22 protein-coding genes and 1 pseudogene are annotated in these 25,280 nt (G+C 61.8%); 10 read left to right on the top strand and 13 right to left on the bottom strand.

Annotated elements, in window-relative coordinates; translation table 11 throughout:
- Positions 1 to 55: 55 nt before the first annotated feature.
- Positions 56 to 1,042: a magnesium and cobalt transport protein CorA gene (locus HDE72_RS18980; RefSeq protein ID WP_183743834.1), complete on the bottom strand. Its 987-nt coding sequence runs from the start codon at positions 1,040 to 1,042 to the stop codon at positions 56 to 58.
- A 128-nt stretch (positions 1,043 to 1,170) separates the two neighbouring features.
- On the opposite strand from HDE72_RS18980, the gene HDE72_RS18975 reads away from it, so the two are divergent.
- Positions 1,171 to 2,370, top strand: a complete 1,200-nt coding sequence (locus HDE72_RS18975) for a DUF2252 domain-containing protein (protein ID WP_260176802.1) — start codon at positions 1,171 to 1,173, stop codon at positions 2,368 to 2,370.
- A 44-nt stretch (positions 2,371 to 2,414) separates the two neighbouring features.
- On the opposite strand, the gene HDE72_RS18970 is transcribed toward HDE72_RS18975, so the two are convergent.
- Complete coding sequence (locus tag HDE72_RS18970) at positions 2,415 to 3,194, bottom strand: SIMPL domain-containing protein (RefSeq protein WP_183743830.1); 780 nt, start codon at positions 3,192 to 3,194, stop codon at positions 2,415 to 2,417.
- Positions 3,195 to 3,315: 121 nt separating this feature from the next.
- Between HDE72_RS18970 and HDE72_RS18965 the strand changes: the two genes are divergently transcribed.
- Positions 3,316 to 4,323 carry a M14 family zinc carboxypeptidase gene (locus tag HDE72_RS18965; RefSeq protein ID WP_183743828.1) on the top strand — a complete coding sequence of 336 codons (1,008 nt, stop codon included), beginning with the start codon at positions 3,316 to 3,318 and terminating at the stop codon, positions 4,321 to 4,323.
- Positions 4,323 to 5,069 (top strand): alpha/beta fold hydrolase, encoded by a 747-nt coding sequence (locus tag HDE72_RS18960; RefSeq protein ID WP_183743826.1) that lies wholly within the window; start codon positions 4,323 to 4,325, stop codon positions 5,067 to 5,069. The genes HDE72_RS18965 and HDE72_RS18960 overlap by 1 nt, the downstream gene beginning before the upstream one ends.
- 7 nt (positions 5,070 to 5,076) lie before the next feature.
- Here the strand turns inward: HDE72_RS18960 and HDE72_RS18955 are convergent, their stop codons facing one another.
- The 5 genes from HDE72_RS18955 to HDE72_RS18935 form a co-directional block, all read right to left on the bottom strand.
- Positions 5,077 to 6,903, bottom strand: a complete 1,827-nt coding sequence (locus HDE72_RS18955) for a patatin-like phospholipase domain-containing protein (protein ID WP_183743824.1) — start codon at positions 6,901 to 6,903, stop codon at positions 5,077 to 5,079.
- A gap of 101 nt (positions 6,904 to 7,004) precedes the next feature.
- On the bottom strand, positions 7,005 to 8,066 hold the full coding sequence (locus HDE72_RS18950; protein WP_183743822.1) for a porin: 1,062 nt from the start codon (positions 8,064 to 8,066) through the stop codon (positions 7,005 to 7,007).
- Between the two features lie 81 nt (positions 8,067 to 8,147).
- The gene (locus HDE72_RS18945; protein ID WP_183743820.1) at positions 8,148 to 11,756 is read right to left on the bottom strand and encodes a hydantoinase B/oxoprolinase family protein; all 3,609 of its coding nucleotides are present in this window, start codon (positions 11,754 to 11,756) and stop codon (positions 8,148 to 8,150) included.
- Positions 11,757 to 11,778: 22 nt separating this feature from the next.
- Complete coding sequence (locus tag HDE72_RS18940) at positions 11,779 to 13,047, bottom strand: MFS transporter (RefSeq protein WP_183743818.1); 1,269 nt, start codon at positions 13,045 to 13,047, stop codon at positions 11,779 to 11,781.
- A 70-nt stretch (positions 13,048 to 13,117) separates the two neighbouring features.
- A complete protein-coding gene (locus HDE72_RS18935) occupies positions 13,118 to 13,918 on the bottom strand; it encodes a putative hydro-lyase (RefSeq protein ID WP_409254975.1) in 801 nt (266 codons plus the stop codon).
- A 134-nt stretch (positions 13,919 to 14,052) separates the two neighbouring features.
- On the opposite strand from HDE72_RS18935, the gene HDE72_RS18930 reads away from it, so the two are divergent.
- On the top strand, positions 14,053 to 14,988 hold the full coding sequence (locus tag HDE72_RS18930; protein WP_183743814.1) for a LysR family transcriptional regulator: 936 nt from the start codon (positions 14,053 to 14,055) through the stop codon (positions 14,986 to 14,988).
- A gap of 45 nt (positions 14,989 to 15,033) precedes the next feature.
- On the opposite strand, the gene HDE72_RS18925 is transcribed toward HDE72_RS18930, so the two are convergent.
- Positions 15,034 to 16,200 (bottom strand): YbfB/YjiJ family MFS transporter, encoded by a 1,167-nt coding sequence (locus HDE72_RS18925; protein ID WP_221291318.1) that lies wholly within the window; start codon positions 16,198 to 16,200, stop codon positions 15,034 to 15,036.
- Entirely contained in the window at positions 16,197 to 17,072 is an 876-nt protein-coding gene (locus HDE72_RS18920) for a LysR substrate-binding domain-containing protein (protein WP_183743812.1), read from the bottom strand. The genes HDE72_RS18925 and HDE72_RS18920 overlap by 4 nt, the downstream gene beginning before the upstream one ends.
- A gap of 85 nt (positions 17,073 to 17,157) precedes the next feature.
- Here HDE72_RS18920 and HDE72_RS18915 point away from each other — a divergent pair, with 85 nt between their 5' ends.
- The 3 genes from HDE72_RS18915 (at position 17,158) to HDE72_RS18905 (ending at position 19,085) form a co-directional block, all read left to right on the top strand.
- Positions 17,158 to 18,219, top strand: coding sequence for an NAD(P)H-dependent flavin oxidoreductase (locus HDE72_RS18915; RefSeq protein WP_183743810.1), 1,062 nt, complete (start codon positions 17,158 to 17,160; stop codon positions 18,217 to 18,219).
- On the top strand, positions 18,212 to 18,367 hold the full coding sequence (locus HDE72_RS18910) for a hypothetical protein (RefSeq protein ID WP_183743808.1): 156 nt from the start codon (positions 18,212 to 18,214) through the stop codon (positions 18,365 to 18,367). The genes HDE72_RS18915 and HDE72_RS18910 overlap by 8 nt, the downstream gene beginning before the upstream one ends.
- A 190-nt stretch (positions 18,368 to 18,557) precedes the next feature.
- Complete coding sequence (locus HDE72_RS18905) at positions 18,558 to 19,085, top strand: nuclear transport factor 2 family protein (protein ID WP_183743806.1); 528 nt, start codon at positions 18,558 to 18,560, stop codon at positions 19,083 to 19,085.
- A 42-nt stretch (positions 19,086 to 19,127) separates the two neighbouring features.
- Here the strand turns inward: HDE72_RS18905 and HDE72_RS18900 are convergent, their stop codons facing one another.
- The 3 genes from HDE72_RS18900 to HDE72_RS18890 form a co-directional block, all read right to left on the bottom strand.
- Positions 19,128 to 19,922 carry a hypothetical protein gene (locus tag HDE72_RS18900; protein ID WP_183743804.1) on the bottom strand — a complete coding sequence of 265 codons (795 nt, stop codon included), beginning with the start codon at positions 19,920 to 19,922 and terminating at the stop codon, positions 19,128 to 19,130.
- 63 nt (positions 19,923 to 19,985) lie between these two features.
- The gene (locus HDE72_RS18895) at positions 19,986 to 20,606 is read right to left on the bottom strand and encodes a ParB-like protein (protein ID WP_183743802.1); all 621 of its coding nucleotides are present in this window, start codon (positions 20,604 to 20,606) and stop codon (positions 19,986 to 19,988) included.
- A gap of 49 nt (positions 20,607 to 20,655) precedes the next feature.
- Complete coding sequence (locus HDE72_RS18890) at positions 20,656 to 22,317, bottom strand: SulP family inorganic anion transporter (protein ID WP_183743801.1); 1,662 nt, start codon at positions 22,315 to 22,317, stop codon at positions 20,656 to 20,658.
- Between the two features lie 161 nt (positions 22,318 to 22,478).
- Here HDE72_RS18890 and HDE72_RS18885 point away from each other — a divergent pair, with 161 nt between their 5' ends.
- The 3 genes from HDE72_RS18885 (at position 22,479) to HDE72_RS18875 (ending at position 24,748) form a co-directional block, all read left to right on the top strand.
- Positions 22,479 to 23,312 (top strand): HDOD domain-containing protein, encoded by an 834-nt coding sequence (locus HDE72_RS18885; RefSeq protein ID WP_183743799.1) that lies wholly within the window; start codon positions 22,479 to 22,481, stop codon positions 23,310 to 23,312.
- A 144-nt stretch (positions 23,313 to 23,456) separates the two neighbouring features.
- The gene (locus tag HDE72_RS18880; protein WP_183744120.1) at positions 23,457 to 23,861 is read left to right on the top strand and encodes a hypothetical protein; all 405 of its coding nucleotides are present in this window, start codon (positions 23,457 to 23,459) and stop codon (positions 23,859 to 23,861) included.
- Entirely contained in the window at positions 23,858 to 24,748 is an 891-nt protein-coding gene (locus tag HDE72_RS18875) for a DUF2145 domain-containing protein (protein WP_183743797.1), read from the top strand. The genes HDE72_RS18880 and HDE72_RS18875 overlap by 4 nt, the downstream gene beginning before the upstream one ends.
- Here HDE72_RS18875 and HDE72_RS18870 read toward each other — a convergent pair.
- Positions 24,745 to 25,185, bottom strand: a pseudogene (locus HDE72_RS18870) (flavin reductase family protein); the annotation flags it as partial. The gene HDE72_RS18875 and the pseudogene HDE72_RS18870 overlap by 4 nt on opposite strands.
- Between the last annotated feature and the right edge of the window lie 95 nt (positions 25,186 to 25,280).

Below are 25,280 nucleotides of genomic sequence, written 5' to 3'. Positions count from 1 at the left end.
TTCGAGCCAGCCAACTGCTGCCTTGGAATGCATGTTGGCCGGACCATACCCACCCCTACAACCACCCATCCCGCTTCAACCTGCGGTGCAAGAAATAACATCCCGCAATAATCCCCACGATGACCGCCGGATAACTGCCCCGCCACTTCAGTTCCGGCATGAATTCAAAGTTCATACCGTACAGGCTGAAGACCATGGTGGGCACGGCCAGGATGGCGCCCCAGCCGGCCAGGCGTTTCACCACTTCGTTCTGGCGGATCGAGATTTGGCCTAGCGCTACCTGCATGGCGGAGTTGACCATTTCGCGCATCTGGCTCGCTGTGTGGGTGACGCGTTTGACGTGGTCGAGGATGTCGCGGTAGTAGAGGCGGTTTTCCTTGGGGACGATGTCGCCGTGGAAGCGGATCAGCTGGGTGCAGATTTCATGCAGGGGGTTGACGGCGGCGTCCAGTTTGAGCAACTCCGTTTTCAGCTGGTAGAAGTCTTGCAGCTTGTCTTCGGACAGGCTGGGCTGGAATAGCTGCTGTTCGTATTGCTGGAATTTGGTTTGCAGATGGTCGATGCAGGGCTGGTACTGGTCGACGATGAAGTCGATGATGGAATACAGCACGTAGCCGGGGCCGCTGGCCAGTTTGTCCGGTACGCTTTCCTTGCGCTCGCGCAGTTTCGCGTAACCGGCCGAGGGGCCGTGGCGCACGGTGATGATGAAGCGGCAGCCGAGGAAGACGTGCGTTTCGCCGTAGACGATGGCGCCGTTTTCCAGGCTGGCCGTGTGCAGCACCATGAACAGGGTGTCGCCGTACTCTTCCAGCTTGGGCCGCTCGTGCGCGCCTTCTGCATCTTCCACGGCAAGTTCGTGCAAGCCAAACGCCGCTTGCAAGGCTTGCATGGCGGCCCCGTCCGGTGCGGCCAGGCCGATCCAGACGAAGCAGGCGCTGTCGTCCAGGAAATCAGCCACCTTGTCGATGTCGAAATGCTCGATCTTCTTGCCGTCGCGATAGGCTTCGCAATTGACGACGGCGGCGTGCTGGCTCAGGTCCATGTTTGATGTCCAAATTAAGAAGTAAATGTAGCTTGGCACGGATAGGCTTGTCGCACTGTTAAGTGTTTCACGACAGAATCATGCGAAGAAGCATAGTATGGGGCAAGCTCATCAGAAAGGACCGCACCTTGGCCACACTCCCGACACCGAAACAGCGCCGACAGTTGCTGCTGGACCGGCGCGAAGCAAAAATGGCGCGTTCGCCGCACGCTTATGTGCGCGGCAATACCGCCCAGTACTATGAATGGCTGCAAGCCCAGCCCGGCCACAGCTTGCCGGAAGGCCCGCCGATCTGGATTTGCGGCGACTGTCACCTGGGCAACCTGGGACCGCTGGCCGGCCTGGATGGCAGCCTGGAAATGCAGATCCGCGACTTCGATCAGAGTGTGATCGGCAATCCTGCCCACGACCTGGTGCGCCTGGCGCTGTCGCTGGCGACGGCCGCGCGCGGTTCGTCCCTGCCCGGCGTGGTGACGGCGCGCATGCTGCAACATATGCTGGACGGCTACGCCTTCGCGTTTTTACCCGGCGAATTGCAGCTGGCCCTGCCCCGCCCTGCCGTCGTCAAGTCGGCCATGCGTGGTGCGGAGCAACGCTCGTGGAAGGAACTGGCGGCGGAACGTTTCCTGGAAACCCGCCCCATCATTCCCATGGGACGCAATTTCTGGCCGATTTCCAAGGAAGAAAAGAAAGCCATCGCCGAGCTGTGCGACACGTCCGACATGCGCTCGCTGGTGACGCGTTTGAAATCGCGCAGCAAGAAGGCCAAGCTGGAAGTGATCGACGCCGCCTACTGGGTGAAAGGCTGCAGTTCGCTGGGCTTGCTGCGTTATGCGGTGCTGCTGGGCCTGGGCGATGGCGAATACTGTTTGATCGATATCAAGGAAGCCGTGCAGGCGACGTCCGTACATTACCCCGACGCCAGCATGCCGCGCGACAACGCCAAGCGCGTAGTGGCCGGTGCGCGGCACTTGTCGCCGGCGCTAGGCGAACGCACGCTGTCGCAGCGCTTCCTGGGCAAGGGTATCTTCGTGCGCGAATTGCTGCCGCAAGATTTGAAACTGGAAATCGACGAGCTGAGCGTGGAAGACGCAGCCAGCACGGCCAGCTACCTGGCCTATGTGGTCGGTTGCGCGCATGCGCGGCAAATGGATTGGGGCACCGGCATGCAGTGGATCAAGCAATTGCAGATGGACCGCAACGCCGACAATCCCATTCCCGGCTGGCTGTGGAACAGCGTGCTGCAATTGATCGCCAGCCACGAATCGAGTTATCTCGAACATTGTCGCCAGTATGCGCTGCGGCTGGCCAGGACTGAACGGAGCTAACTTGATGCAACATGGTAGCAGCATGACATCATGCTGCTCTACCGTTATTCCAGCTTGAACAAGACGTTCAAGCTCTTTTGCAAGGTGATGTTCGCTGGTGCCCGTATCGCCGACGAGATCCCGGTTGGCGGAATGAAAGGAGGTGGAGAAAATTCTCCATCCCTGGAAGTCATCAGCGCACGGTCAAGTGCATTGAATGGCGCTTCCGAGATGGCCATGACGGAAGCGATCTTCCTGCCAAATGATTTGGCGATACGCGATGCCTTGGCTGCTGCATCATCGGCCGCTTTCAATTCCAGTTCGGCTTCCAGCGTGTTGCGGGCGCTACTATGAAACGACGTTTCCAGCTCGGTGATATTTTTCATACCTGCCAGGTCCGACATCAATGGCGCCCATGCAGCCAACTCCCTGACCCACACGCTCACATTACGGCTCACGATATACAAAGGGACTGTATCGCGCTTTTCCCTGCCTGCATACTCCAGCGTGCGGCTAATCTGGGATGAGGTGATATCCGATTGCCGTAGTTTGGCCTTGTCAAATAACTGGAATATCCCGGCGACGCTGGCATTGACCACCGCCAGCGCCTTTGCCGCGTCGCTAGCGCGGCTGGAAACGGTTATCTCAATCAAGGCCAGATCAGGCGCCACTTCCATTTTCGCCGTGCCCGATTGGAAAATAAACGGGTAATCAGGCAATGGCGAGGCTTGCGCCATATTCACCGCAAAGTACGCCAACACCAGCAACAGCTTGCGCCTCATGCAATTCCCCCACATCGTTAAAATAAAGTCTGAACAATATAGCAGTTCGTGCAAGAAAAACATATGCCCTGGCATGTACCCGGTTTCGCGGCACCATAAAAGGCTGCGAGGTTCGCGCTTAAAGAATGCATGATCTGGATTAATATTCGGCTACACTAGCTTTCCTCTCCTTTTCCGACCTTCCATGATCGAAAAGAATCTGCCCGAACTGGTCATGCTGAAACGCCTCATCGATGAGGGCGGCAAACACCTGGAAGTGGCCACGCCCTGCACTATCGCCATCGATGGGCGCCAATTTCCCGTGCACACGATTGCGCTGGGCAATCCCAGCCCCGACGTGCCTGCGCTGGGCTTTTTTGGCGGCATCCACGGCCTGGAACGGATCGGCACGCAAGTGATCCTGGCCTTCCTTGAAAGCATACTGGCGCGCTTGCGCTGGGATAGCACCCTGCACCAGCAACTGGAATCGATGCGCCTGGTCTTCATGCCGCTGGTGAATCCGGGCGGCATGTGGCAAGCCACGCGCAGCAATCCGCAAGGGGTGGACCTGATGCGCAATGCGCCCTTGAGCGCACTTGAAAAAGTCCCCTTCATGCTGGGCGGCCAGCGCTACAGCCGGCGCCTGCCCTGGTACCGGGGTAATCCCGTGATGGAACAGGAAAGCGCCGCCGTATGCGAACTGGTCGAGCGCGAATTGCTGTCGCGCCAGTTCAGCATCGCCCTCGATTGCCATTCGGGCTTCGGCTTGCGCGACCGTATCTGGTTTCCACATGCCCATACCAAGACGCCGATACCCCACCTGGCCGATATTGGCGCGCTGGAAGAGCTGTTCAGTGAAAGCTACCCCAACCATAACTATGTGTTCGAGCCGCAAAGCCGGCAATACCGCACGCATGGCGACCTGTGGGATTATCTCTACCTGAACGGCACCAGCCACAGCGAGCGCGTGTTCCTGCCGCTGACCCTGGAAATGGGTTCCTGGCTGTGGGTCAAGAAAAACCCGCGCCAGCTATTTAACCGCGTGGCCATCTTCAACCCCACCGCCACCCACCGCTTGCAGCGCGTGCTGCGGCGCCACCTGGTCTGGTTCGATTTCCTGATGCGTGCCGCCAACAGCCATGGCCGCTGGATGCCGGAAGGCCTGGCCCGCAAAGCCCAGCGCCGGCGCGCTCTGGCCCAGTGGTACGAGTGATGGCGAGCTGGATCTTGCTGCGCGGCCTGATGCGCGAACGGCGCCACTGGGGCAACTTTCCGACGCAACTGGCGCACGCCTTGCCCGATGCGGCCATCATCACGCCCGACCTGCCCGGTAACGGCCAGCGGCATGCCATGGACAGCGCCACCCGCGTGTGGGAAATGGTCGAATTCCTGCGGCAAGATCTGCAAGCGCAGGAACTCAAGCCGCCCTACCATATGCTGGCATTGTCGCTGGGTGGCATGGTGGCCGTCGAGTGGGCCAGCCGCTACCCACAGGAAATCGTCCGCTGCGTGCTGATCAACACCAGCATGCGCCCCTACAACCCGTTTTACCAAAGGTTGCGCTGGCAAAACTATCCGGCGCTGCTAGGTCAATTGCTGTTCGGCAGCAAACGCAGCCAGGAGGCGCTGATACTGCGCCTGACCAGCGCCCGCCACGCCAGCGGCAACGCGCCCCTGCTGGCCGACTGGCTCAGTTTTCAGCAGCAATACCCGGTCAGCCAGAAGAATGCCTTGCGCCAACTGCTATCGGCCGCCCGCTACCGCGCTCCGGCCAGCCGTCCGGCCATGCCGGTGCTGATCATGACCGGCGCGCAAGACCAACTGGTCGACCACCGCTGCTCGCAGCAACTGGCGCGGGCCTGGCAAGCCGATTGCCTGATCCACCGCGAGGCGGGCCACGACTTGCCGCTGGACCAAGGGGAATGGGTGGCGCAGTCGGTGGCGCGCTGGGTGGCGTAGCTCTATCTCAGCTTTGCTTGGGCGAGATCACCAGCGACGGCTCAGGACGTGGAGCACTCGCGGACAAATTGACGCCATAGAGATGCGGCCCCATTGCTATTATCTGTTCCCACAGCAAACGTCCCTGCTCCCGCTCGCTCTTGTCCAGCACGTATGCGGCTTGCGCTGCCTTGCCTTCGGCTAACCACAAGGCCTGATAAGACGGTGACAATGCTGGCTGTGTCATTGCGCCATGCACTGGCTTGAATGCTTGCTGCAGGACCCCGGCCGCGCTGCGCATACGAACCCAGCGATGGTTCAACCAGCCATTTTTCTGGGGGTCTTCACATAAAAACCGCGCAATAATGCGCTCGGCAGCCATGGCGCCGCTTTCACTCATCAAGGCTATCGATTCCCCGGGCATATCCAGATTCAAGCCACCTTCTTTTTTTGTATGGTGAATCTGGACCACGCGATCACGGTAGCCAGGCGTGCGCTTCAATGCTTGATCGCGCCAGGTGCGTATAGTCAGGAAGATTGCCTGGGCCAGCCGCAGCGGCGATGGCCAGCCTTGCTGGTCTTCAACTTCCAGATAAGCAGGCGCAACACCCTGGTTATTGGCCACGGGCAATACAACTCTCTCCTCTATTTTTCCGGCGGGGTCAAAGTCATCGCTCAGTGTCACCCCGAAGGTTGGCCTGGTCGGTAGCAAGGTATCGAAAAAATGGATAGGGAAATTGCTGGTCAAGCCGCCGTCTGCAAACCAGACGCGCCGCAGCGCGCTCTCATTTGATCCCATGCCTGCCTCGCGGATGCGTAACAACGGTACCGCCTGCAATAGCACGGGGAAACTTAAACTCATGCGTGCAGCGACCAGTACAGGCAGATTCTGGGCGGATGGCAAGAAATAATGATCGCGATCGCCGCCCGTATCCGCGGCAGTAAGCAATCTCCTGGTTCGATCGCTATAAGAAGTGTCTTCCGAGTGTTTGATCATCCAGTCGACGACAAGTTCAGGGAAAAGCTGGCGGAATTCAGAGGCCCGAAATACCAGGTCACGGCTGGTGTGCGGTAGCCGGTGAGCACGTAACTCGGACAATCCAGTTGTCATTAAAGCCAGCTCTATCGGTGGCTCGGACGCGTTCAGCAAGCCGAACGTCAGCGGTGCATCCAGCGGCAAACCAGCAATGTTTTGCACCAGTTCATGCAGCCACTCTGTCAATCCAGGCGGACTGATGCTGGTTTGACGCATGCCCGAACAAATACCACAGCGGTTCTTGCGCAAGCCCGTCCATGCAGTCAGTACCATCTGGGCCAGGGCGCCACTCCAAATACAGCCAAGCACACTGAGGCCGAACCAGAGTAAGGCAAGCAGGGAAGGCGGTATCAGCCCGCTGCCGTTGATGAGTGCATGGCTCGTGTAAAAGCACAGACCCCATACCAGGGCGCCCAATACGGCACCAAGCGGAAAGCGCGTGATCAATGTCGCCGATGCGCACACAAAAGCGTTGAACTTATTGGCGCGATTGAGCGAGGCGCTCATGACGCTAAAGTGGCGCTGTAAATCAGGACACGGTTGAAACAGCGAGAAAAGGCGGCTCTTGCCTGCCACCGCTTCCTGCAACTGGCCTGGAATCTGCTCCATCCGGTCGAATCCATCGGTCGATGCCGTCCCGTTGCGCCTGAACTGCGCCGCTGCCGCCGCAATCGCGGCCACCGCGCCGACACTGGTGCCGCCGATGGAACGCAGCCTGAAGCGGCGCGACAAGCGTGCGACAAAGGTGGGATAGACCACACCGGAAGTGACTCCCCCTTCCATCACAATATCGCACTCGTTTGGCAGGAAGTCGGTCATGGCAGTCTCTCTCAAAGGGAGCGACATTATGAAAGCAAACATGCGTCTGGAAGTTCACACAATGTCACTCATCCTGCAATTGGCCACGACGCGGACTATCTTTAAAATATATGCCGTATCCCCAGATTGAGTGCACGGTTGCCGGTGCCGCCTTCGATGGAGCTGCCGACCGTGTAGCCGGCGCCGTTCTGGTTGCGGATGTAGGCATACACTCCATACAGATCGGTGCGTTTGGACAGGTAGTAGCGGTAGCCGGCCGCGAACTGCTGGGCGTCCTGGTTAAAGCTGGTCTTGTCGTTCTTGCGGATATAAGAAGCCAGCCAGACGCCGGGGCCCTGCGGCACCGTCAGGCCCAGCAGCACCACATTGCTGTCGGTCGATGGCGTGGGCGCCACCGCGTAGCCAAACGGATTGGCCAGGTTGCGCGGCAAGGCGCTGTTGACGCCCTTGTCGACGCCATACGCGAAATGCGCCTTGAACGTACCGAAATCATAGAGCGCCGTCAGCACCGAATTGCGCGCGCTGCTGGTCTTCACGGTGGCGGTGTCGTTGTTGCGATAATGGCTGGCCAGCCGCACCGTCAGCTTGCCTACCGCATAGCTCAGCATGCCGCCCAGCTGGCGGCCGGCGCTGTTGTCGCCCGCCACTTCACCGGCGCCGTAGACGACTTCTCCGCTGAAACCATTGACTACCGGCGAGATATACTTGACCGTATTGTCCATGCGGCTGGCGCTGTTGCCCGTGGTCGCCATCAGATTCTTGCTATCACCTGCCGTGCCGGAACCGAAAGGGTCGATTGCCGCCACCGCCAGATATTGCGGCGTGTACTGGCGTCCCAGCAGCACGCTGCCGCTATCGCTTTGCAAGCCCACATAAGCCTGGCGGCCGAACAGCAGGCCGCCCTGCCCGGTCGTGCCAGTGTCGCCCTGGAAGCCGTTTTCCAGCAGGAAGATGGCTGACGTGCCGCCGCCCAGGTCTTCGCTGCCCTTGAAACCCAGGCGCGAACCGGATTCCACGCCGCTGGTCAGCTTGTTGGTGGTGGCAAGGCCACCGCTCTCGCGCACCAGCGCCATATCGAAGATGCCGTACAGCGTGACGTTCGATTGTGCAGCAGCCGTCCCTGCCAAAGCGCTCAAAGCGAGCGCCAGCATTGTTTTTTTCATTATGTTATCCCCAGTTGAACAGGCTCGAAATGAGGGATGCGACAGGAGCCCTGCCATCGCACCCTTGCTACATCGGGTGCATCAGGCGCCGAAACCTCCACCTCCCGGCGTTTCAATCGCAAACACGTCGCCGGCCTGCATGTCGGCCGTGTGGGTGGCGCCAAAGGTCTCCAGCGTGCCGTCGCTGCGCTCGACCCAGTTGCGGCCCAGCGCACCCGGCTGCGCACCTTGCAAGCCAAACGGCGCGATGCGGCGGTGGCCGGCCAGGATGTTGGCCGTCATCGCTTTGAGGAAGCGGATGCGGCGCAGCGCCCCGTCGCCGCCGCTGTGCGCGCCACTGCCACCGCTGCCGCGACGAATCGCATGCGTTTCCACCAGTACCGGAAAGCGCCATTCCAGCACTTCCGGGTCGGTCATGCGCGAGTTGGTCATATGCGTCTGCACGGCCGCCGTACCGTCAAAGCCGGGGCCGGCCCCCGAACCGCCGGCGATGGTTTCGTAGTACTGGTGTTCATCGTTCCCAAACGTGAAGTTGTTCATGGTGCCCTGCGAGGCGGCCATCACGCCCAGCGCACCATACAGCGCATCGGTGACGTACTGCGACACTTCGACGTTACCGGCCACCACCGCCGCCGGATAGCGGGGATTGAGCATCGAGCCTTCGGGCACGATCAGGGTGAGCGGCTTGAGCACACCCTCGTTCATGGGAATGTCGCTGTCGATCAGGGTGCGGAACACATACAGCACCGCCGCCTTGCAGACCGACAGCGGCGCATTGAAGTTGGTCGGCCGCTGCTCGCTGGTGCCGCTGAAGTCCACCACCGCGCCACCGTTTTCGCGGTCGATGGTCAGTTGCACCCGCAGCATGGCGCCATCGTCCATTTCGTAGGCGAAGCTGGCGTCTTGCAGCTTGCGGATCGCCTTGCGCACCGCCTGTTCGGCGTTGTCCTGCACGTGCTGCATATAGGCCAGCACCACCTGTTCGCCGTAAGTGGCGGCCGCTTTCAGCAATTCGTTGGCGCCCGTCTCGCAAGCGCCCAGCTGGGCGATCAGGTCGGCGATGTTCTGGTCGATATTGCGGCTGGGCCAGGGGCCGGCGGCAAACAGGGTGCGCATCTGCGCTTCCAGGAACACACCACGGTCGACCAGCTTGACGTTATCGAGCAAGACGCCCTCTTCCAGGATGCTGGTGCTGTTCGGCGGCATGGAGCCTGGCGTGATGCCGCCCACGTCGCCATGGTGGCCGCGCGCCGCCACGTAGAACAAAGGCCGGTCCGCACTGCCATACACGGGGCACACCACGGTAATGTCGGGCAAATGGGTGCCGCCGTTGTAGGGCACGTTCAACACATAGGCGTCGCCGCGCGCCATGGTCGCTGCGTGCTGGCGTATCACGCACTGCACGCTGTCGCTCATCGAGCCCAGATGCACGGGGATATGCGGCGCGTTGGCAATCAGGTTGCCTTCGCGGTCGAACACCGCGCAGGAAAAATCCAGCCGCTCTTTCATATTCACCGAATAAGCGGTGTTTTCCAGGGTGGTGCCCATCTGCCGCGCAATCGCCATGAACAGATTGTTAAAAATTTCCAGGTGTATCGGATGCACTTCGGTCGTCGTCTTGTGCACGCTGCCGGCCGCCACCACGCGCTCGAGCAGCAAGGTATGGTCCGGCAGCACGGACGCGCTCCAGCCGGCATCGACCACGGTGGTGGCTATCGCCTCGCGTATCAACGCCGGACCGGGCACGCAGGCGCCCACCGGCAATTCAGAGCGCACGTGCAGCGCAATCGGCACGGTCTGGCCATCGACATAGCTGTCGACGCGGGCATTGACCACCTGCGCGCCGCCATCCGGCACGGAGATCTCGAAATCGGCGCCGTCGCCAGCGCCTATGGCTTCCGCCGATATCGATTCAATCACCAGCGGCTGGCCTTCCATCACGAAGCCGAAGCGGCTGCGGTAAAGCAAAGCAAAAGCGTCAGCCATGGCCGCTTCGCCATCCAGCGCCACCACGAAGGCGGAATCGCTGTCCTGGTATTTCAGGCGCGCACACAGTTCGACGCGGATATCATCACGGACCACCTGCTGGACCAGCAATTCGGCTACCGCCTGCTGTTCCAGCGCCGCCAGTTGCGGCTGCAGCGCATCCAGCGCGGCGGCGTTCAGCAGCTGTTCCACCGCGCCTTCGCGCATGGCGCGAATGTCCGCCAGACCCATGCCGAAGGCGGACAGCACGCCGGCGTAAGGGTGGATGGCGATCTTGCTCATGCCCAGCACATCGGCCACGCGGCAGGCATGCTGGCCGCCAGCGCCGCCAAAGCAGCACATGGCATAGCGGCTGACGTCATAACCGCGCTCCACCGAGATCGACTTGATGGCCTGCGCCATATTGTCCACTGCGACAGCGAGGAAACCATCGGCCACCGCCGACGGCGACAGACGCGTGCCGGTTTCAGCCTCGATCTTCTGTGCCAGTTGGGTGAACTGCTGCACCACTACTTCGCGGTCCAGCGGCTGGTCGCCGTTCGGGCCGAAGACATGCGGGAAGTGTTCGGGCTGGATACGGCCCAGCATCACGTTGCAGTCGGTGACGGTCAGCGGGCCGCCCTTGCGATAGCTGGCAGGGCCAGGATTGGCGCCCGCCGATTCGGGGCCGACCTTGAAGCGCCCATATTCAAAACTGCAGATCGAGCCGCCGCCCGCCGCCACCGTATGGATATGCATCATGGGCGCGCGCACCCGCACGCCGGCCACCACGGTTTCAAATACGCGTTCATAGGCGCCGTCGTAGTGGGCGACATCGGTCGAGGTGCCGCCCATGTCGAAGCCGATCACCTGCTGCAAGCCTATCGCCTCGCAGCTCTTGACGGCGCCGACGATGCCGCCGGCCGGGCCGGACAGGATCGCATCCTTGCCCTGGAAGCGGCCGGCGTCCGTCAAGCCGCCATTCGATTGCATGAACATCAGGCGCACGTCGCCCGTATCGACCGACACGCGGGACACATAATCGCGCAGCACCGGCGACAAGTAAGCATCGACCACCGTGGTGTCGCCACGGCCGACGATCTTCATCAGCGGGCTGACCTGGTGGCTCACTGAAATCTGCGTGAAACCGGCGGCCAGCGCCAGCGCCTGCACGCGCTGTTCGTGCAGCGGATAGCGGTAGGCATGCATCAGCACGATGGCAATCGCGTCAAAACCCTTCTGCCGCAAGGACTCGAACTGGCGGCGCAGCAGCGCTTCGTCCAGCGCCTGCAGCACTTGACCATGCGCGCCCATGCGTTCATCGACTTCGATCACTTCTTCGTAGATCAAGTCGGGCAAAACGATCTGCATGGCGAAGATGTCGGGCCGGTCCTGGTAGCCTATGCGCAGCTGGTCGGCAAAACCGCGCGTGATGGCCAGCGCGGTGCGCGCGCCCTTGCGCTCCAGCAGCGCGTTGGTGGCCACCGTGGTGCCCATCTTGATCACTTCGATCTGATCAAACGGCAGCGCTTCGCCGGCTTTCAGCCCCAGCATCTCGCGCATGCCCTGGGTGACGGCGTCGTCATAGCGCTCGGGGCATTCGGACAACAGCTTGTGCGTCACCAGCTTGCCATCGGGGCGGCGCGCCACGATGTCGGTAAAGGTGCCGCCACGGTCGACCCAGAATTGCCAGCGCAGTTGTTGAACGGGAATGTCGTTTTTCATGATAATGCTTTCAATGACAGGATCAGGATTCAAGTTGTTTGCCGGCCGTTTCCGGCAAGGTCAGTGCGGCCAGTATCATCACGCCGTAGGCAACGCCGGCGAACACGCCTATCGATGCGCCCAGCGCCATGGTCTGGCTGCTCATGCCGATCAGCAGCGGAAATAGTGCGCCGACGGCGCGGCCCATGTTGTAGCTGAAGCCCTGGCCAGAGCCACGGATCGCGGTCGGAAACAGCTCGGTCAAGAAGGCGCCCATGCCGCTGAAGACACCGGAGACGAAGAAGCCGAGCGGAAAGCCGAGGAACAGCATCACGCCGTCGGTCACTGGCACGCGGGTATAGATCAGCGCCACGCACATGGAGCCAAAGCCAAACAGGATGAAGTTCTTCTTGCGGCCCAGGTAGTCGGTCAAAAAGGCGCTGATGATGTAGCCCACATAGGAGCCTGCGATCACCATCGCCAGGTAGCCGCCGGTGCCCAGCACCGTCAAATGGCGTTCGGTTTTCAGATAGGTCGGCAGCCAGGTGGTAATCGCGTAGTAGCCGCCCTGGGCGCCAGTGGTCAGCAGCACGGCGCGCAGGGTCACGCTGATCATTTTGGGCGAGAATATCTGCCAGAATGAAGCCTGGTCTTTATTCGGCACTGCTTGCTGGGCCAGGAACACTTCCGGTTCGTCGACAAAGCGGCGGATGAAGATCACGAACAGCGCCGGCAACACCCCCAGCAAAAACAGCGCGCGCCACGCCCATTCAGGCGGCAGCAGGGAAAACATCAGCGCATACAGCATTGCCGACACGCCCCAGCCCAGCGCCCACCCGGACTGCACCATGCCGACCGCCTTGCCACGGTCTTTGGCGCGTATCACTTCGCCCATCAAAATCGCGCCGGCAGTCCACTCGCCGCCCATGCCAAAACCCATCAGGCCGCGCGCCCACAGCAGCTGCGTGTAGTTTTGCGCCAGGCCGCACAGCACCGTAAAAAAAGCAAACCAGAGTATGGTGATCTGCAGTGCCTTGACCCTGCCGATGCGGTCCGACAGGATGCCGGCCAGCCAGCCGCCGATTGCGGACGTGAGCAAGGTGACGGTGCCAATCAGGCCCGCGTCGCTTTTCGACAGTCCCCAGGTGGCGATCAGGGTCGGGATGACAAAGCTGAGAAATTGCGTGTCCATCGCGTCGAGCCCATAACCGGCCTTGCAGCTCCAGAAGGTGCGGCGCTCCTTGCCGGTCAGCGCGTGATACCAGGAAAAGTGACCGTCGCCGTCTTTCTTGCTGAGTACTTGCGTGTTCATCGTGCTCTCCGTTTTTTTGCAGGCGTAGCCGCCGTGTTGTTGTGTATTCAGCGTTGCGCTTTTTTTGAAATTAAAAAGCTGCCAGGGATGAGTTGAGTATGTCGGTGACCAGCATGTAGCCCGGCTGGTGGGTGATCACCAAAGGCAAACGGGCATGGCGTATGGCTTCCTGCGGTGTCACGCCGCAAGCCCAGAACACGGGAATTTCATCGGCCATGATCTCGACGGCGTCGCCATAATCGGGCTGCAAAATATTGTCGATGCCGATCAGGCGCGGATCGCCCAGATGCACGGGCGCGCCATGGATGGCCGGGTAGCGGCTGGTGATCTGCACGGCGCGGATGGCGTCGGCCGCCGTCATGGGGCGCATCGACACCACCATTTCACCGCCAAACGGGCCGGCCCTGTGGTTGCTGATATTGCTGCGGTACATGGCCACGTTGCGCTGCTGCTCGACGTGACGCAAGCGGATGCCGGCATCCATCAGCATCTGTTCGAACGAGAAGGAACAGCCGATTGCGAATACGACAAAATCGTCGCGCCACAGCGCATGCAGCGCATGGCTTTGCTCCGCCAGTTCACCATGACGATAAATGTTGTAGCCAGGCACGTCACTGCGGATATCGAGGCCGTCGCCCAGGCTGTCGAGCTGCCATTGCCCCGGCTGACCCACCGCCAGCAGCGGGCAGGCGCGCTGGTTACGCTGGCAAAACAGCAAAAAATCATGGGCGTTTGCCTGGGGCAGTATCACCAGGTTGGCCTGGGCATACGGGCCGCAGTAACCGGCGGTCGGTAGCCGAAAAGCGCCAGTGCGTACTTGTTGCCGAAGTTCACTTGGTGTCATGGCTGTCTCATTCGCTGTGGAATTCATCATGAAAAAAATGTATGAGTTAAGAATAAACTTGAATAACCCTAGCGACTATCTAGTTATTTTTGTCGTTGCCGTTTAGTTTTTCTTATCGGTCTGCGCTATCCTGGTGCGAAGGGTTAAGGTATTCTTGTTGCATGAATACCCGATTCCTTGAAACCTTTGTCGTCCTCGCCCAGCTACGCAGCTTTCGTGCCACCGCCCGCGCGCTGCACGCCACGCCAGCCGCAATTTCCTTGCGTATCAAGACCTTGGAAGAGGAATTGCAGACGGAATTGATCGACCGGCAAAGCAAGGAATTCCGCCTGACGGCCAACGCCGAGTACCTGCTGGGCCATGCGAAAGCCGTGGTCGACGCCACGCGCCGGCTGCAGGCGGCGGCGCACAAAGATAGTGCGGTGCGTGGCCGCCTGCGGCTGGGCGTGATCGAATCGGTGGTGCACAGCTGGCTGGCGCAGTACATCCGCGAATTGAATGTGTTGTATCCGGAGATGGAAGTCGATCTCACGGTGGACATGAGCAATCTGCTGGAGCGCCGCTTGCGGGCGAGCGAACTGGACCTGGTGATACAGGTCGAGGGCGTGGAAAGCAAGGAAATCGTGTCGCAGGCGCTGGCCGCCTACCCGCTGCACTGGATCGCGCGCAACGGCCTGGTCGATCCGCGCAAGGAAGGCTTGCATCAGCGCCTGCTGCAGCTGCCCATCCTGACCTTCGGGCGCGGCACGGCGCCGCAGCGCGCGGTGGAAGAAATTCTCGGCAAGATGGCCAATCTGGCCATGGTGCCGCTGGAACAGACGCGCATCACCTGCTCGCCTTCGGTGGCGGCGATCGTGCAGCTGGTCAAAGATGGTTATGGCGTGGCGGCGATACCCAGCCTGTTCGTGGCCAGCCAGCTCGATAGCGGCGAGTTCGTCAAGCTGCCGGTGCAGCCCGAACCGCCATCGATCATCGTCTCGATGTGCTGGCACTCGAATGCCGAAATGCTGGTGCACGCGGCGGCGAACGCGGCCCGCCAGGCCTGCGCCCGCTATTGCGCGCAGGTTGACCCGCGCTATATCAAGTCCTTGGGGTGAGGGCAGCCGCCTGGAAAAGCAGCATGCGACCTTTGCAATCCTGTATCAAAGACGCAGGCTGATCACCATCGCCAGCAATAACGCGCCAGCGGCCGCCAACAAAGAACTACTGAAATTGTGATGCTGCGCGTACAGCGTTTCGGCCAGCACGGGACCGCTGACCTGGCCGACGCCATACACCAGGGTCATGATGGCCACCAGTTTGCCGCCCACCTTGCTTGCAGCAGCGCGTGCAAGCCGCTGTGCGGCGGGCATGGCGATGGTCGCCGTGCCCATAAAAGTGCCGCCAACCAATAAGGCGCTGAGGATATAACTAGTGGCGGACGGGGCCAGCGCCGGTAGCGCCACGCCGATGGCTTGCAATAAGAGGTTGAGCCGCAGCACCTTGCGCGTGCCGTAGCGCTCATGGGCGCGGTACCAGAGGAAACAGGATGGGGCAGCGCTCAGGCCAAACACGGCCCACACGTGGGCGGAGTTCAGATCGGGCAAGGCCAGCTTGACCAGCACCGGCAAATACGTCGCGGTGACGATGTAGCCGAGACCGGCCAAGCCATAGATCAAGACCAGCGGCCACGCGGCTACCGGTGCCTGGCTGATGGACACGGGCTTGAGCAGCGCATCGAGCGTGCCCTCGCCGCTGGCCACGATGCCGGGTGCAGCCAGCAAACCCAGCACCAAGGTGACGGCGCACAGCATCAGCCACATGCCGGCGCTATGCAGACCCAGGTGGGTGGCCAGCACCAGCAATTCGGCCGACAGGGCGATGCCGATGCCCACGCCCGCAAACAGCAGCGGCGCGCCGCTGCCATGCTTGCGGTGTTCCAGCAGCCACAAGGAGGCGGACACCATGGACAAGGCGCTGAAGAGACCCGCCAGGCCACGCACCGTCACGATGGCCCAGACCGGCATCGGCAAGGCCAGCAAACCCAGGCAGGCGACCGTCCCGACGACCGACCAGACACATAGCTTGTGCGCGCTGCGGGCATGCGCACGCATGGACAAGATGGCGCCCAGCAAATAACCGGCATAGTTGGCCGAGGCGGCCAGGCTGCCGTCATGCAGGCTCAGCAGACCTTCATCGACCATATGCGGATAGATCGCCGTGTAGGCGAAGCGGCCAAAGCCCATGCCGATCGCCAATATCATGGCCGCTTCGATGGCTGAACGCAAGCTGGCCCAGCGTGCCGGCCTGTGCCCGGCCAGCGCGCTCACAGCGCCACCTGATTGATTTCCTGCAGCAAGTGCTGAAAAGCGGGAATAGCGAATCCGGTCCGCCAGACCAGCAAGGTATCGGCCTGCCCTGCCGGCAAGCTCTTCAGCGATGCCGGCGCGCTGGACAGCTTGAGCACGCTCTCTGGCAGCACCGTGACGCAAGCGCCAGCGGCCACGCAGGCGATCATGATGTGATACGAGCTCATCTCATGCACTTGCCAATCGGTAGTGCCGGCAATGCCCAGTTGGGTTTCCGCGATGCTGCGATACGTACAACCTTGCGGAAAGGCAGCCAGCGAGCGCGTGCGCACCTGCGCGGCGCTGCTGGCATCGGCTTCGCTGGCGGGCAGCAGCAAGCGTAGCTCTTCGTGCCACACAGTCTTGCTGGTCAAACCCAGCTCTTCCAAGGCGGCGGCGCTGTCTAACGATGGCGGCAACGCTAAAAAAGCGCAATCGAGCAGGCCCGTGCGCACTTGTTCCAACAAGGGACGCGAGGGCGCCGTGCTCAATTCCAGCCGCGTGGCCGGATGGCGGGCGTGGAAAGCCGCCAGCAAGGCTGGCAAGCGGCTGGCGGCCGTGCTTTCCATGCTGCCGACGCGCAAGGTTCCACCCTCGCGCCCGCCCGTGACCACATGCCGCGCCTCTTCTTCCAGCGCCAGCAGCCGCTTGGCATAATCGAGAAAGCGCTCGCCGGCCGCCGACAGGGCCATGCGCTTGTTGGTCCTGACGAAGAGCTCGGCGCCGATATCGGCTTCCAGTTGCTGGATGCGCGTGGTCACGCTGGACGCCGCGCGGCCCAGCCTGGTGGCCGCCTGGGTGATGCTGAGCTCACTGGCGACCGAGCAAAATATCTTCAAGGATTCCAGGTCCATGCAATTCTCCATTTGAAAACGATTATGCTATTATATTCGCATATTGCGAATAATTTCCAGCCATCATTCTCAACAAGGAAATATCATGAACACCTCTCAGCACTTTCTTGACCGGCTCGCCATCCAGTTGCCGATTATCCAGGCTCCGATGGCTGGCATTTCCACGCCGCAGCTGGCCGCCGCCGTGTCAAACGCGGGCGGCCTGGGTTCCCTGGGCATAGGCGCCAGCACCGTAGCGCAGGCACACCAGATGGTGGAAGAGACGCGCGCGCTGACGAATAAACCTTTCAACGTGAATGTGTTTTGCCATGCGCCGGCGCAACGCGATACCCAGCGCGAAGCGGCCTGGCTGGCCCATCTGGCGCCCTTGTTTGCCGAGGTGAACTCAGCCCTGCCCTCTACCCTCAATGAAATCTATCCAACCTTCCTCGGCGATGAAGAAATGTTGGCGCTGCTGCTGGAACAGCGCCCCGCCGTCGTCAGCTTCCATTTCGGCTTGCCACCAAACGAACACATCGCCGCCCTGCGCCAGGCCGGCATCTACACCATGGCGACGGCCACCAATCTGCAGGAAGCGGCGCTGATCGAACAAGCCGGGGTCGACGCCATCGTGGCGCAAGGGGTTGAAGCAGGCGGCCATCGCGGCTGTTTCGATCCAGAGGCGACCGATGAGCGGCACAGCACCCTGGTACTGCTGCGGCTACTTAGCAGCCGCAGCAAATTGCCCATCATCGCCGCCGGCGGCATCATGGATGGGCAGGCTATCCGCGCCGCGCTGGATGCGGGCGCCGTGGCTGCCCAGCTGGGTACGGCGTTCATCCTGTGCCCCGAATCGGCGGCCAATGCCAGCTACCGCAGCAATCTGCAAAGCGCACGGGCGGCGGCGACGCGCCTGACCAGCACTTTCTCGGGCCGGCTGGCGCGCGGCATGGTGAATCGGTTTATTGCATATGGCGAAGCAGCGGGCAGCCCGCCGCCAGCCGCCTATCCGGTCGCCTACGATGCGGCCAAGCAATTGAACGCGGCAGCGACCAAACTGGGCAACAGCGAATTTGCCGCACAATGGGCGGGCCAGGGCGCGCCGCTGGCGCGGGAAATGCCGGCGCAGCAGCTGATAGAGACCCTGGTCAAAGAAATAGTTGCCTGATATGCATGCCAGCCTGGCTTTCATCCGATGGCCAGGCAAGCCGGAAAAACTGACGACAGTAGCCAAATTCGTGCATATCTGGCAGCAGGATGGCCAGCAATGGCGCGTGTCACGCATCATTAGTTATGCGCATTCGGTGCCAAACTAAAGTACCAGGAGCATATTCTCGCATGACGACACTGATCATCGTGCGGTGCACATGCCAATAGTGGCTGCAGAACCATTATCGTCAGGGGTGCGTTCAGATATGCACGGATAAAGGCTCATAGACTCAATTCCTCTTGCATTTCAGCAATCAGCATTAAGATGGTATTTTTACATCTTCTTAAAGGTTACCCATGCGTTTCATGACTTCGGCGTTTCTCGCCACATCGCTATTACTGTGCAACGTTACCGCAGGCGCAGCCGATAGCATCCCGGCCTATATCGGCAAGCATGTCTCGACGCCGCAGGATACGCGGGCGATCAACAAGGTGATTGAAGACTTCCAGACCGCGATCAAGACCAAGGACCGCAAGCTGCTATCGACACTGGTACTCAATTCGAACATCCTGTTCGATTCCCCCATGAGCCCCGACGATATTGCCTACGTGCGCGACAAGCATGACGTCACGTTCGACGGCCTGCGCGCGGGTGGATACGGCGATTTCGCGCGCGTGATCGGCACGTCCAAGGTAGCGACCGAGGAAAAATTCTACAACGTGAAGATCACCCAGGACGGCAACGTGGCATGGGTGATGTTCGACTATGAATTCGTCCGGGAAGGAAAAACGGAGAACTACGGGATTGAAACCTGGCAAATGATGAAGGTCGGCGATGAACAATGGAAAATCGCCAGCGTGATGTGGACCATGAACCGGCTCTAGTACAGCGCCGGCACATGTGCACGCAAGCGCCACGGTGCCTGGCTAAGGCAGCCTGTGCCGGAAAGTCGGTTCAATATTGCGCGCATGCAGCCAGCGCACGATATCTTCCAGGGTGGCGTCCTGCAGCAGCAAGCCTGGCGCGGAGGCGGGACCGGTGGATGCGGGAGCGGGAGCAATGGCGGCGGCCACGGGTTCGGCCGCCAGTCCCGCATGCTGCTGCAATTTGGCCAGCGCCTGGGCAAACTGCGCCGGTGCAATGCTGCGTACGCCGTCCAGGAAACCCAGTTGCGCGGCGGGCGTGGGCGGCATGTCCAGACCCGGTTCGTCGGCAAACGCGGCGCCCATGCCGGGGTGGATAAAGGCGGCCCATTTGCCCGAGGGCTGCAGGCACGGCGGCAGCTGCGCCTGTTCCAGATAGGCAGATGGCGGCACGGCGAGAATATCGGTCGAGACCGGCAAAAAAGTCGAACGCAGCAACTGCACGAATTGCTGCGCCTGGGCCAACGGCACGGGCGTGGCCAGCGACAGCCATAATTGAAACGCCGTGCCCGAGATGCTGACGGCCGGCGCCGGCAAGTCCAGCTCATGCTGCAGCGCATTGGCGATCGTGCACAGCGCAGCCCAATGTGCTTCGCCGCCGCCCTTGCCGCCGAACTCCATCACCAGCGCGCGCGCCAGGCCGCTGTCGCTGACCAGCTTGACAGCCACCGTGTGTTCGCCCGACAGATGGCGCGCCAGCACGGCCGGAATCAAAGCATGTTCGCTGCCATCGGCTTCCAGATAGCGCTGTTCATCGAACAGATACAAACGGTGTAATTCAGAAATCAGTTTATGCATGGTCGGTCCCGTGACGCCGTTGGCAAGCTTGCCAGGGTGCCGCGATTATAGCCGAGGGCCAGCTCAGCCCGGCGGCACCACCCCGGTCCAGCCGGGCAGATAGCGCGCCTGCTGGCTGCTTGCCAGTTTCATCGCCTGCGCTAGCGCCTTGCTGAAATTTTTCTGCAGGCTGGCCGGCGCGATGCGGCTGCGGAAGAAATCGGCCCACAGGAATTCGCTGAATGGCGTCACGTCCTTGGCATAACCGCCGGCGCTGCGCAATTCGCCGGCCAGGCTGCGGTAGGGGTCGTCCTGCAAGCCGGTCAAATGCTTGGGCAGCGCTGAAAAATCGCGGCGCAAGCCTTCTCCGTCATAGGGGTGCACCCACTGGTGGTGGTCCATCACATGCCAGAAATGCAGCGGTTCCAGCCAGGACAGGTCTTTCAAGATCATCAGGCTGACCGTTTTCACGCCTTCCTGGTGCAGCGCCAGGCCGAAATGGTGGTGGTCGACGATGTAATGCTGGCCTTCCGGGCCGATAATGCTGGGAAACCAGTGATCGGACAGCGCCGTCGCGCGCGCCTTCTTGCCCAGGCTGGCCCAGCGCTCACGCTTGAGCGCGACTTCGGCCATGCCGACGGTAATCTGGGTCGGCAGCAGCTTGTTCAGCCTTGCCTTCACCAACTGGGGTTTTGCGCGTGTCATGCCAGCTCCTTATCCGCTTCAAGTGGCTGCCAGCGTAGCACAAGCCTGCTCAAGTTTCATGCAGTGTGGAATCAAAGGAATCAAGCAGGCGCACCGCTTCGGCCACGCTCAGTTCGCTCAAGACCAGCGCCTGGGGATTCTCGGCCAGCAGATCCTGCATGGCGCCCTGCAGCAGCTCGAACACGGGTTCCTTCAGCCGCGCCAGCGCCAGCCGCAAGCCCCGTTGATGGACAAACAGGGCAAAGTCGCGCAACGCTTCGACGCTGCTGCCATCGAGGTCGGGCGACTCTTCCAGGCTCAGGATGACCTTGCCGGCATGGCTATCGTCGAGCATGCCACGCGCCAGGTGCAGGCTGCGCTCGGCATTGACAAAGAATAGCGGCTCATCGACCCGCAAGATCAGCATGCCAGGCTGGGCCCTGGCCGCCGGGTGCTGCGCCAGCTTCACGTAATCGTGGCTGTCGCCCAGCCGGCCCAGCACCGACAAGCCCGGTTGCGACAGCCGGCGCAGCATCAGCGCCAGGCTGATGGCAATCGCCACCAGCAAGCCATCGAGCACGCCAAACAGCAGCACGCCGGCAATCGCCACCAGCACCAGCAGCCGGTCGCGGCGCCAGCTGAAATACGGCTTCAACGCCGCGGGATTCAAGGTATGGCTGACGGCGTGGATCACCACGGCAGCCAATACCGGCACCGGCACCAGCGCCACCAAAGGCAGCATGGTCAGCACGATCAGGCCGACCACGACCGCCGCCACCAGCCCGGCCAGGCGCGACGTGGCGCCAGCGGCGTCGTTGGCCGAAGTGGCGGAATAACCGGCGCCCACCGGCATGGCTTGCAGCAAGCCGGCCAGCACATTGGCCAGCCCCAGCGCCAGCAAGTCGCGCTCGGCGGCCACCGTATCGCCATGTTTCAGGGCGAAATTGCGGATGGAGCCATACGATTCCGCATACAAAATCAGCGCCAGCGCAAAGGCCAGCTCGGCCAGCCGCGTCCATTCGGCCTGCGTCAGTTGCGGAAACACCGGCATGGCCAGCGTCAAATCGATGCTCCCCACCAGGGCCACGCCGTGGCTGGGCAAGTCCAGCCAGCGCCCGGCCGCGATGCCCAGCGCGATGACAATCAGGCCGGCGGGCCAGCGCTGCCAGCGCCTGAGCACGAACAGCAACAGCAGCGCCAGCGCACAGGTGGCCGCACCACTCCAGTTCCATTGCCCTGCACTGCCCAGCAAATCGGGCAGCAGATGCAGCAGGTCGCTATGGCCCGGCTGCACGCCCAGCACGCTGGGCAATTGCTTGACGATGATGACGATGGCCAAGCCAAAGGAAAAGCCGCGCAGCACAGGCTTGGCGATGAATTCCGTGATGCTGCCCAGCCTGGCCAGCCACGCCAGCAGAAAAAAAGCGCCTGTCAGCATCACCAGCCCCGCCATCAGCATCAGCTTGTGGCCCGCCGTGCCACCCGATAAGGAAGCCATGGCGGCGGCCAGCACGGCGGCCGAAGACGAGGTGGCCGAGACGATGGCAAAGCGGCTGGTGCCCAGCAAGCCATAACATAGCAGGCCGACGAACAGCGCCAGGATGCCCGCTTGCGGCGACAGATTGGCGATGCTGGCATAGGCCACCGCTTCGGGCAGCAGCAAGCCGGCAATCGACAGGCCGGCGCTGGCGTCTTGCCAGCGATTGGTGGACATACTGGCCATGGCGTTCATCGTGACTGTCCTTGTCAGGTTTGTTTGTCTTCCATAATGGCGCAAAGTGCGGCCGGATGCAGCAAGAATCGCCACATCACGTCCTAATGAACCGGGTCCCGCAGGAGAAATGATGAATAATGCCTTGGTTGATAACTTATTGATGACTTCGCCAACCACCCATGCATGTCGACACCCTCAATAGCCTGTCCCTGCTGCTGTCCCGCGCCCGGGACGACGAACTGACCTTCCCCACCAGCGTGAATGCCGCGCTGCGCCTGCAACAGGCGCTGGGCGATGCCGATTTTCACGTCGCCGACATCCACCGCCTGCTGCTATCCGAACCGGCCCTGTCGGCGCGCGCCGTGGCCCTGGCCAATTCGGTGATCTTTACGCATGGCCGCATACAGCCCGTGAGCAGCGTGCGCGCCGCCATCGAGCGCCTGGGACAGCGCAACCTGCAATCGCTGGCGACGGCGGCCGTCATCCGGCAAATCCATACCGGCATCGCCGACGACCATCTGCGCACCATGGCCGCCCAGTTATGGACGCACACCGTGCATGTGACGGCCATGTCGCACGACATCGCCCGCGCCATCACGAAGACCGATGCCGATACCGCCATGTTTGCGGCCATCGTGCATGAAGTGGGCGGCTTGTACCTGCTGGCCGAAGCCGACAGGATGCCGGGCTTGTACCAGCAGCTCGATGGCCACATGGCGGCAGCGCTGGAAGTGATCACGCGCGCGCTGATGCGGCAACTGGGCGTGCCGCCAAGACTGGCCGACGCCATCGTGACCCTGCCCGGCACCACCATCATGCTGCCGCCAGCAGGCTTGCGCGATACGCTGCTGCTGGCCAAGCTGGTGGTGGGCGCGGCCTCGCCATTGCCGCAGGCGCCGCGCACCGTCAGCGCAGAGCTGCAAACCTATCTGGACACCGACCCCGTGCTGCAAGCGCTGCGCAGCACGCCGTCCGCCGAGGCGCAGGCGCTGATCACAGTATTACTTGGATGATCTGCCGGGGTGATCTGCTATGATCCTGACGCCGGCATGCAGCACTGCATCCGGCCTTTCGTCTATAGGGACACACTGGAATAGAGTAAGGACACCGCCTTGAAGACTACTTTACGCGTGCTCGGCCTGGCCGCAGCGCTGACCATGACTCATCTCGCGCACGCCGACAGCATCGTTTCATCGGCTTCCAGCGCAGGCTCCGCCTCGAGCGGCAGCATCTCCGATTCACTGAACGGTTCGAGCAACAGCTCGCGCCATGACCGGCGCGTGGCCAATGGCCCCTACCGCATCATCGATATCGCCGCCGTGCCTGGCCGCGAGGGCATGACCCGTTTGACCCTGCAAGCCGAAACGGAAGCAACACCGCTCACGCTGGACCTGCCCAAAACCACCTTCGACAAGCAGCAACTGGCGCAAGGCGACGCCGTGCATGCGCAAAACCGCGACTACGGCATCGAATTTGCCCGCAACGATAACCGCGTGGCCTTCTTCCTGGTGCTGGCCGACGACTGGTACGGCGAACTGGCAGCGCGTCCGGTCAGCATGTGAAGCTGCGTCACCTGCTAGGACTGCTACTGGCCGTTTGCGCCGGCAGCGCATCGGCATCATCGCGTTTCTGCGACCGCTCGCAGGAGCTCAGCGCCACCGAACAAGACCTTTTATTGCGTTTTGCCGCCGTGGTGCGCCAGGAACTGGCGGCCACCGAAGGCAGCGTGGCCCTGGTCAGCCGCTCCGGCCTGGACCTGTCGCGCTTCGGCATCCGCTATTCGCACGCAGCCCTGGCCTGGCGCCATGACGACGGCGCCTGGTCTGCGCGCCAGCTCTATTACGCCTGCGACGAAGGCCGGCCGCGCATCTTCGACCAGGGCACGGCCGGTTTTGCCATGGGCACGGACAATCCATCGCTCGCTTATGTCTCGCTGGTGCGCCTGCCGGCCGACACCCTGGCGCCGCTGCGCCAGGCGCTGCTGGACCCGGCCCGCGTGCAGCATTTGCTGGCGGGCCGCTACAGCGCCAACGCCTATCCTTTCAGCCTGGAATACCAGAACTGCAACCAGTGGGTGGCCGAATTGCTGGCCGCCGCCTGGGGCGAGCTGACCGATGGCGACGATTTGCGCGCGCGGGCGCAGGACTGGCTGCGCACGGCGGCGTATGCGCCCGAGCCGGTGCCGATCAGTTCACGCTGGCTGATGTTCGGCGCCCTGTTCGTGCCGCTGATACATTTGGACGACCATCCGAAAGTCGACGTAGCTACCCTGCGCATGCAAGTGAGCTTGCCTGCCAGCCTGGAAAGCTTGGTCCACGCACGCCTGCCAGCCAGCGAACGCGTGGAAATCTGCCACGATGGCAAGCAGGTGGTGGTACACAAGGGCTGGTCGCCGGTCGCCGATGGCTGCGTGCCCGGTCCCGGCGACCGCGTGATTCCCTTCGATTAAACCGTCAAGGACTCGCCGATCGCGTAAAACTGGCCGCCAGCGATGTAATGCAGGCTGCGCAGCGAGGGATCGGCGTTTTCAAAATGCCAGTGGCCATCGCTGAACACGCGCGTGTCGGCCCAGGCGGCCACGACTTCGCCGATGAATAAATCATAGGTATTTTGATTGTGCGGTTCGGGGATCAGCCGGCAAGCCAGCCACGCGGAGCAGCCGGCCACGAAGGGCAGATCGTGGCCTTCGCGGGCGAACAACTCCACGCCGGCGCGGGCCAGCTTGTCCGGCTCATCGGCCAGGCTGCGTGTGCCCACGGCGTGCGTCAGGTGCAGCTGCGCCGCCGTCGGCACTTGAATCACAAAAGTCCCGCTGCCTTCGACCAGCGCGCGCGTGCTGGTCGCCTTGTCCAGTACCACCGTCAGCTTGGGAGGCACAAAATCGAGGTTGATTAGCGCTGATCTTCATCTTTGCCGAACCGTCCTGCCTGCCAATGGTCCAACCTAGTGCAGCATAACGCTGCCGATACCAACGGGGGCGG

Origin of the sequence: Janthinobacterium saanense (genome assembly GCF_014200675.1) — a bacterium.
Lineage (GTDB): Bacteria > Pseudomonadota > Gammaproteobacteria > Burkholderiales > Burkholderiaceae_D > Janthinobacterium.
This window is presented reverse-complemented; position numbering and strand designations above follow the sequence as displayed.

What these genes read in the sequence shown, in the direction of transcription:
- HDE72_RS18980 (WP_183743834.1), bottom strand. Translation starts at nt 1,042, where the DNA reads ATGGACCTGAGCCAGCACGCCGCCGTCGTCAATTGCGAAGCCTATCGC.
- HDE72_RS18970 (WP_183743830.1), bottom strand. Translation starts at nt 3,194, where the DNA reads ATGTTTTTCTTGCACGAACTGCTATATTGTTCAGACTTTATTTTAACG.
- HDE72_RS18965 (WP_183743828.1), top strand. Translation starts at nt 3,316, where the DNA reads ATGATCGAAAAGAATCTGCCCGAACTGGTCATGCTGAAACGCCTCATC.
- HDE72_RS18960 (WP_183743826.1), top strand. Translation starts at nt 4,323, where the DNA reads ATGGCGAGCTGGATCTTGCTGCGCGGCCTGATGCGCGAACGGCGCCAC.
- HDE72_RS18955 (WP_183743824.1), bottom strand. Translation starts at nt 6,903, where the DNA reads ATGACCGACTTCCTGCCAAACGAGTGCGATATTGTGATGGAAGGGGGA.
- HDE72_RS18950 (WP_183743822.1), bottom strand. Translation starts at nt 8,066, where the DNA reads ATGAAAAAAACAATGCTGGCGCTCGCTTTGAGCGCTTTGGCAGGGACG.
- HDE72_RS18945 (WP_183743820.1), bottom strand. Translation starts at nt 11,756, where the DNA reads ATGAAAAACGACATTCCCGTTCAACAACTGCGCTGGCAATTCTGGGTC.
- HDE72_RS18940 (WP_183743818.1), bottom strand. Translation starts at nt 13,047, where the DNA reads ATGAACACGCAAGTACTCAGCAAGAAAGACGGCGACGGTCACTTTTCC.
- HDE72_RS18935 (WP_409254975.1), bottom strand. Translation starts at nt 13,918, where the DNA reads ATGAATTCCACAGCGAATGAGACAGCCATGACACCAAGTGAACTTCGG.
- HDE72_RS18930 (WP_183743814.1), top strand. Translation starts at nt 14,053, where the DNA reads ATGAATACCCGATTCCTTGAAACCTTTGTCGTCCTCGCCCAGCTACGC.
- HDE72_RS18920 (WP_183743812.1), bottom strand. Translation starts at nt 17,072, where the DNA reads ATGGACCTGGAATCCTTGAAGATATTTTGCTCGGTCGCCAGTGAGCTC.
- HDE72_RS18915 (WP_183743810.1), top strand. Translation starts at nt 17,158, where the DNA reads ATGAACACCTCTCAGCACTTTCTTGACCGGCTCGCCATCCAGTTGCCG.
- HDE72_RS18905 (WP_183743806.1), top strand. Translation starts at nt 18,558, where the DNA reads ATGCGTTTCATGACTTCGGCGTTTCTCGCCACATCGCTATTACTGTGC.
- HDE72_RS18900 (WP_183743804.1), bottom strand. Translation starts at nt 19,922, where the DNA reads ATGCATAAACTGATTTCTGAATTACACCGTTTGTATCTGTTCGATGAA.
- HDE72_RS18895 (WP_183743802.1), bottom strand. Translation starts at nt 20,606, where the DNA reads ATGACACGCGCAAAACCCCAGTTGGTGAAGGCAAGGCTGAACAAGCTG.
- HDE72_RS18890 (WP_183743801.1), bottom strand. Translation starts at nt 22,317, where the DNA reads ATGAACGCCATGGCCAGTATGTCCACCAATCGCTGGCAAGACGCCAGC.
- HDE72_RS18885 (WP_183743799.1), top strand. Translation starts at nt 22,479, where the DNA reads ATGCATGTCGACACCCTCAATAGCCTGTCCCTGCTGCTGTCCCGCGCC.
- HDE72_RS18880 (WP_183744120.1), top strand. Translation starts at nt 23,457, where the DNA reads ATGACTCATCTCGCGCACGCCGACAGCATCGTTTCATCGGCTTCCAGC.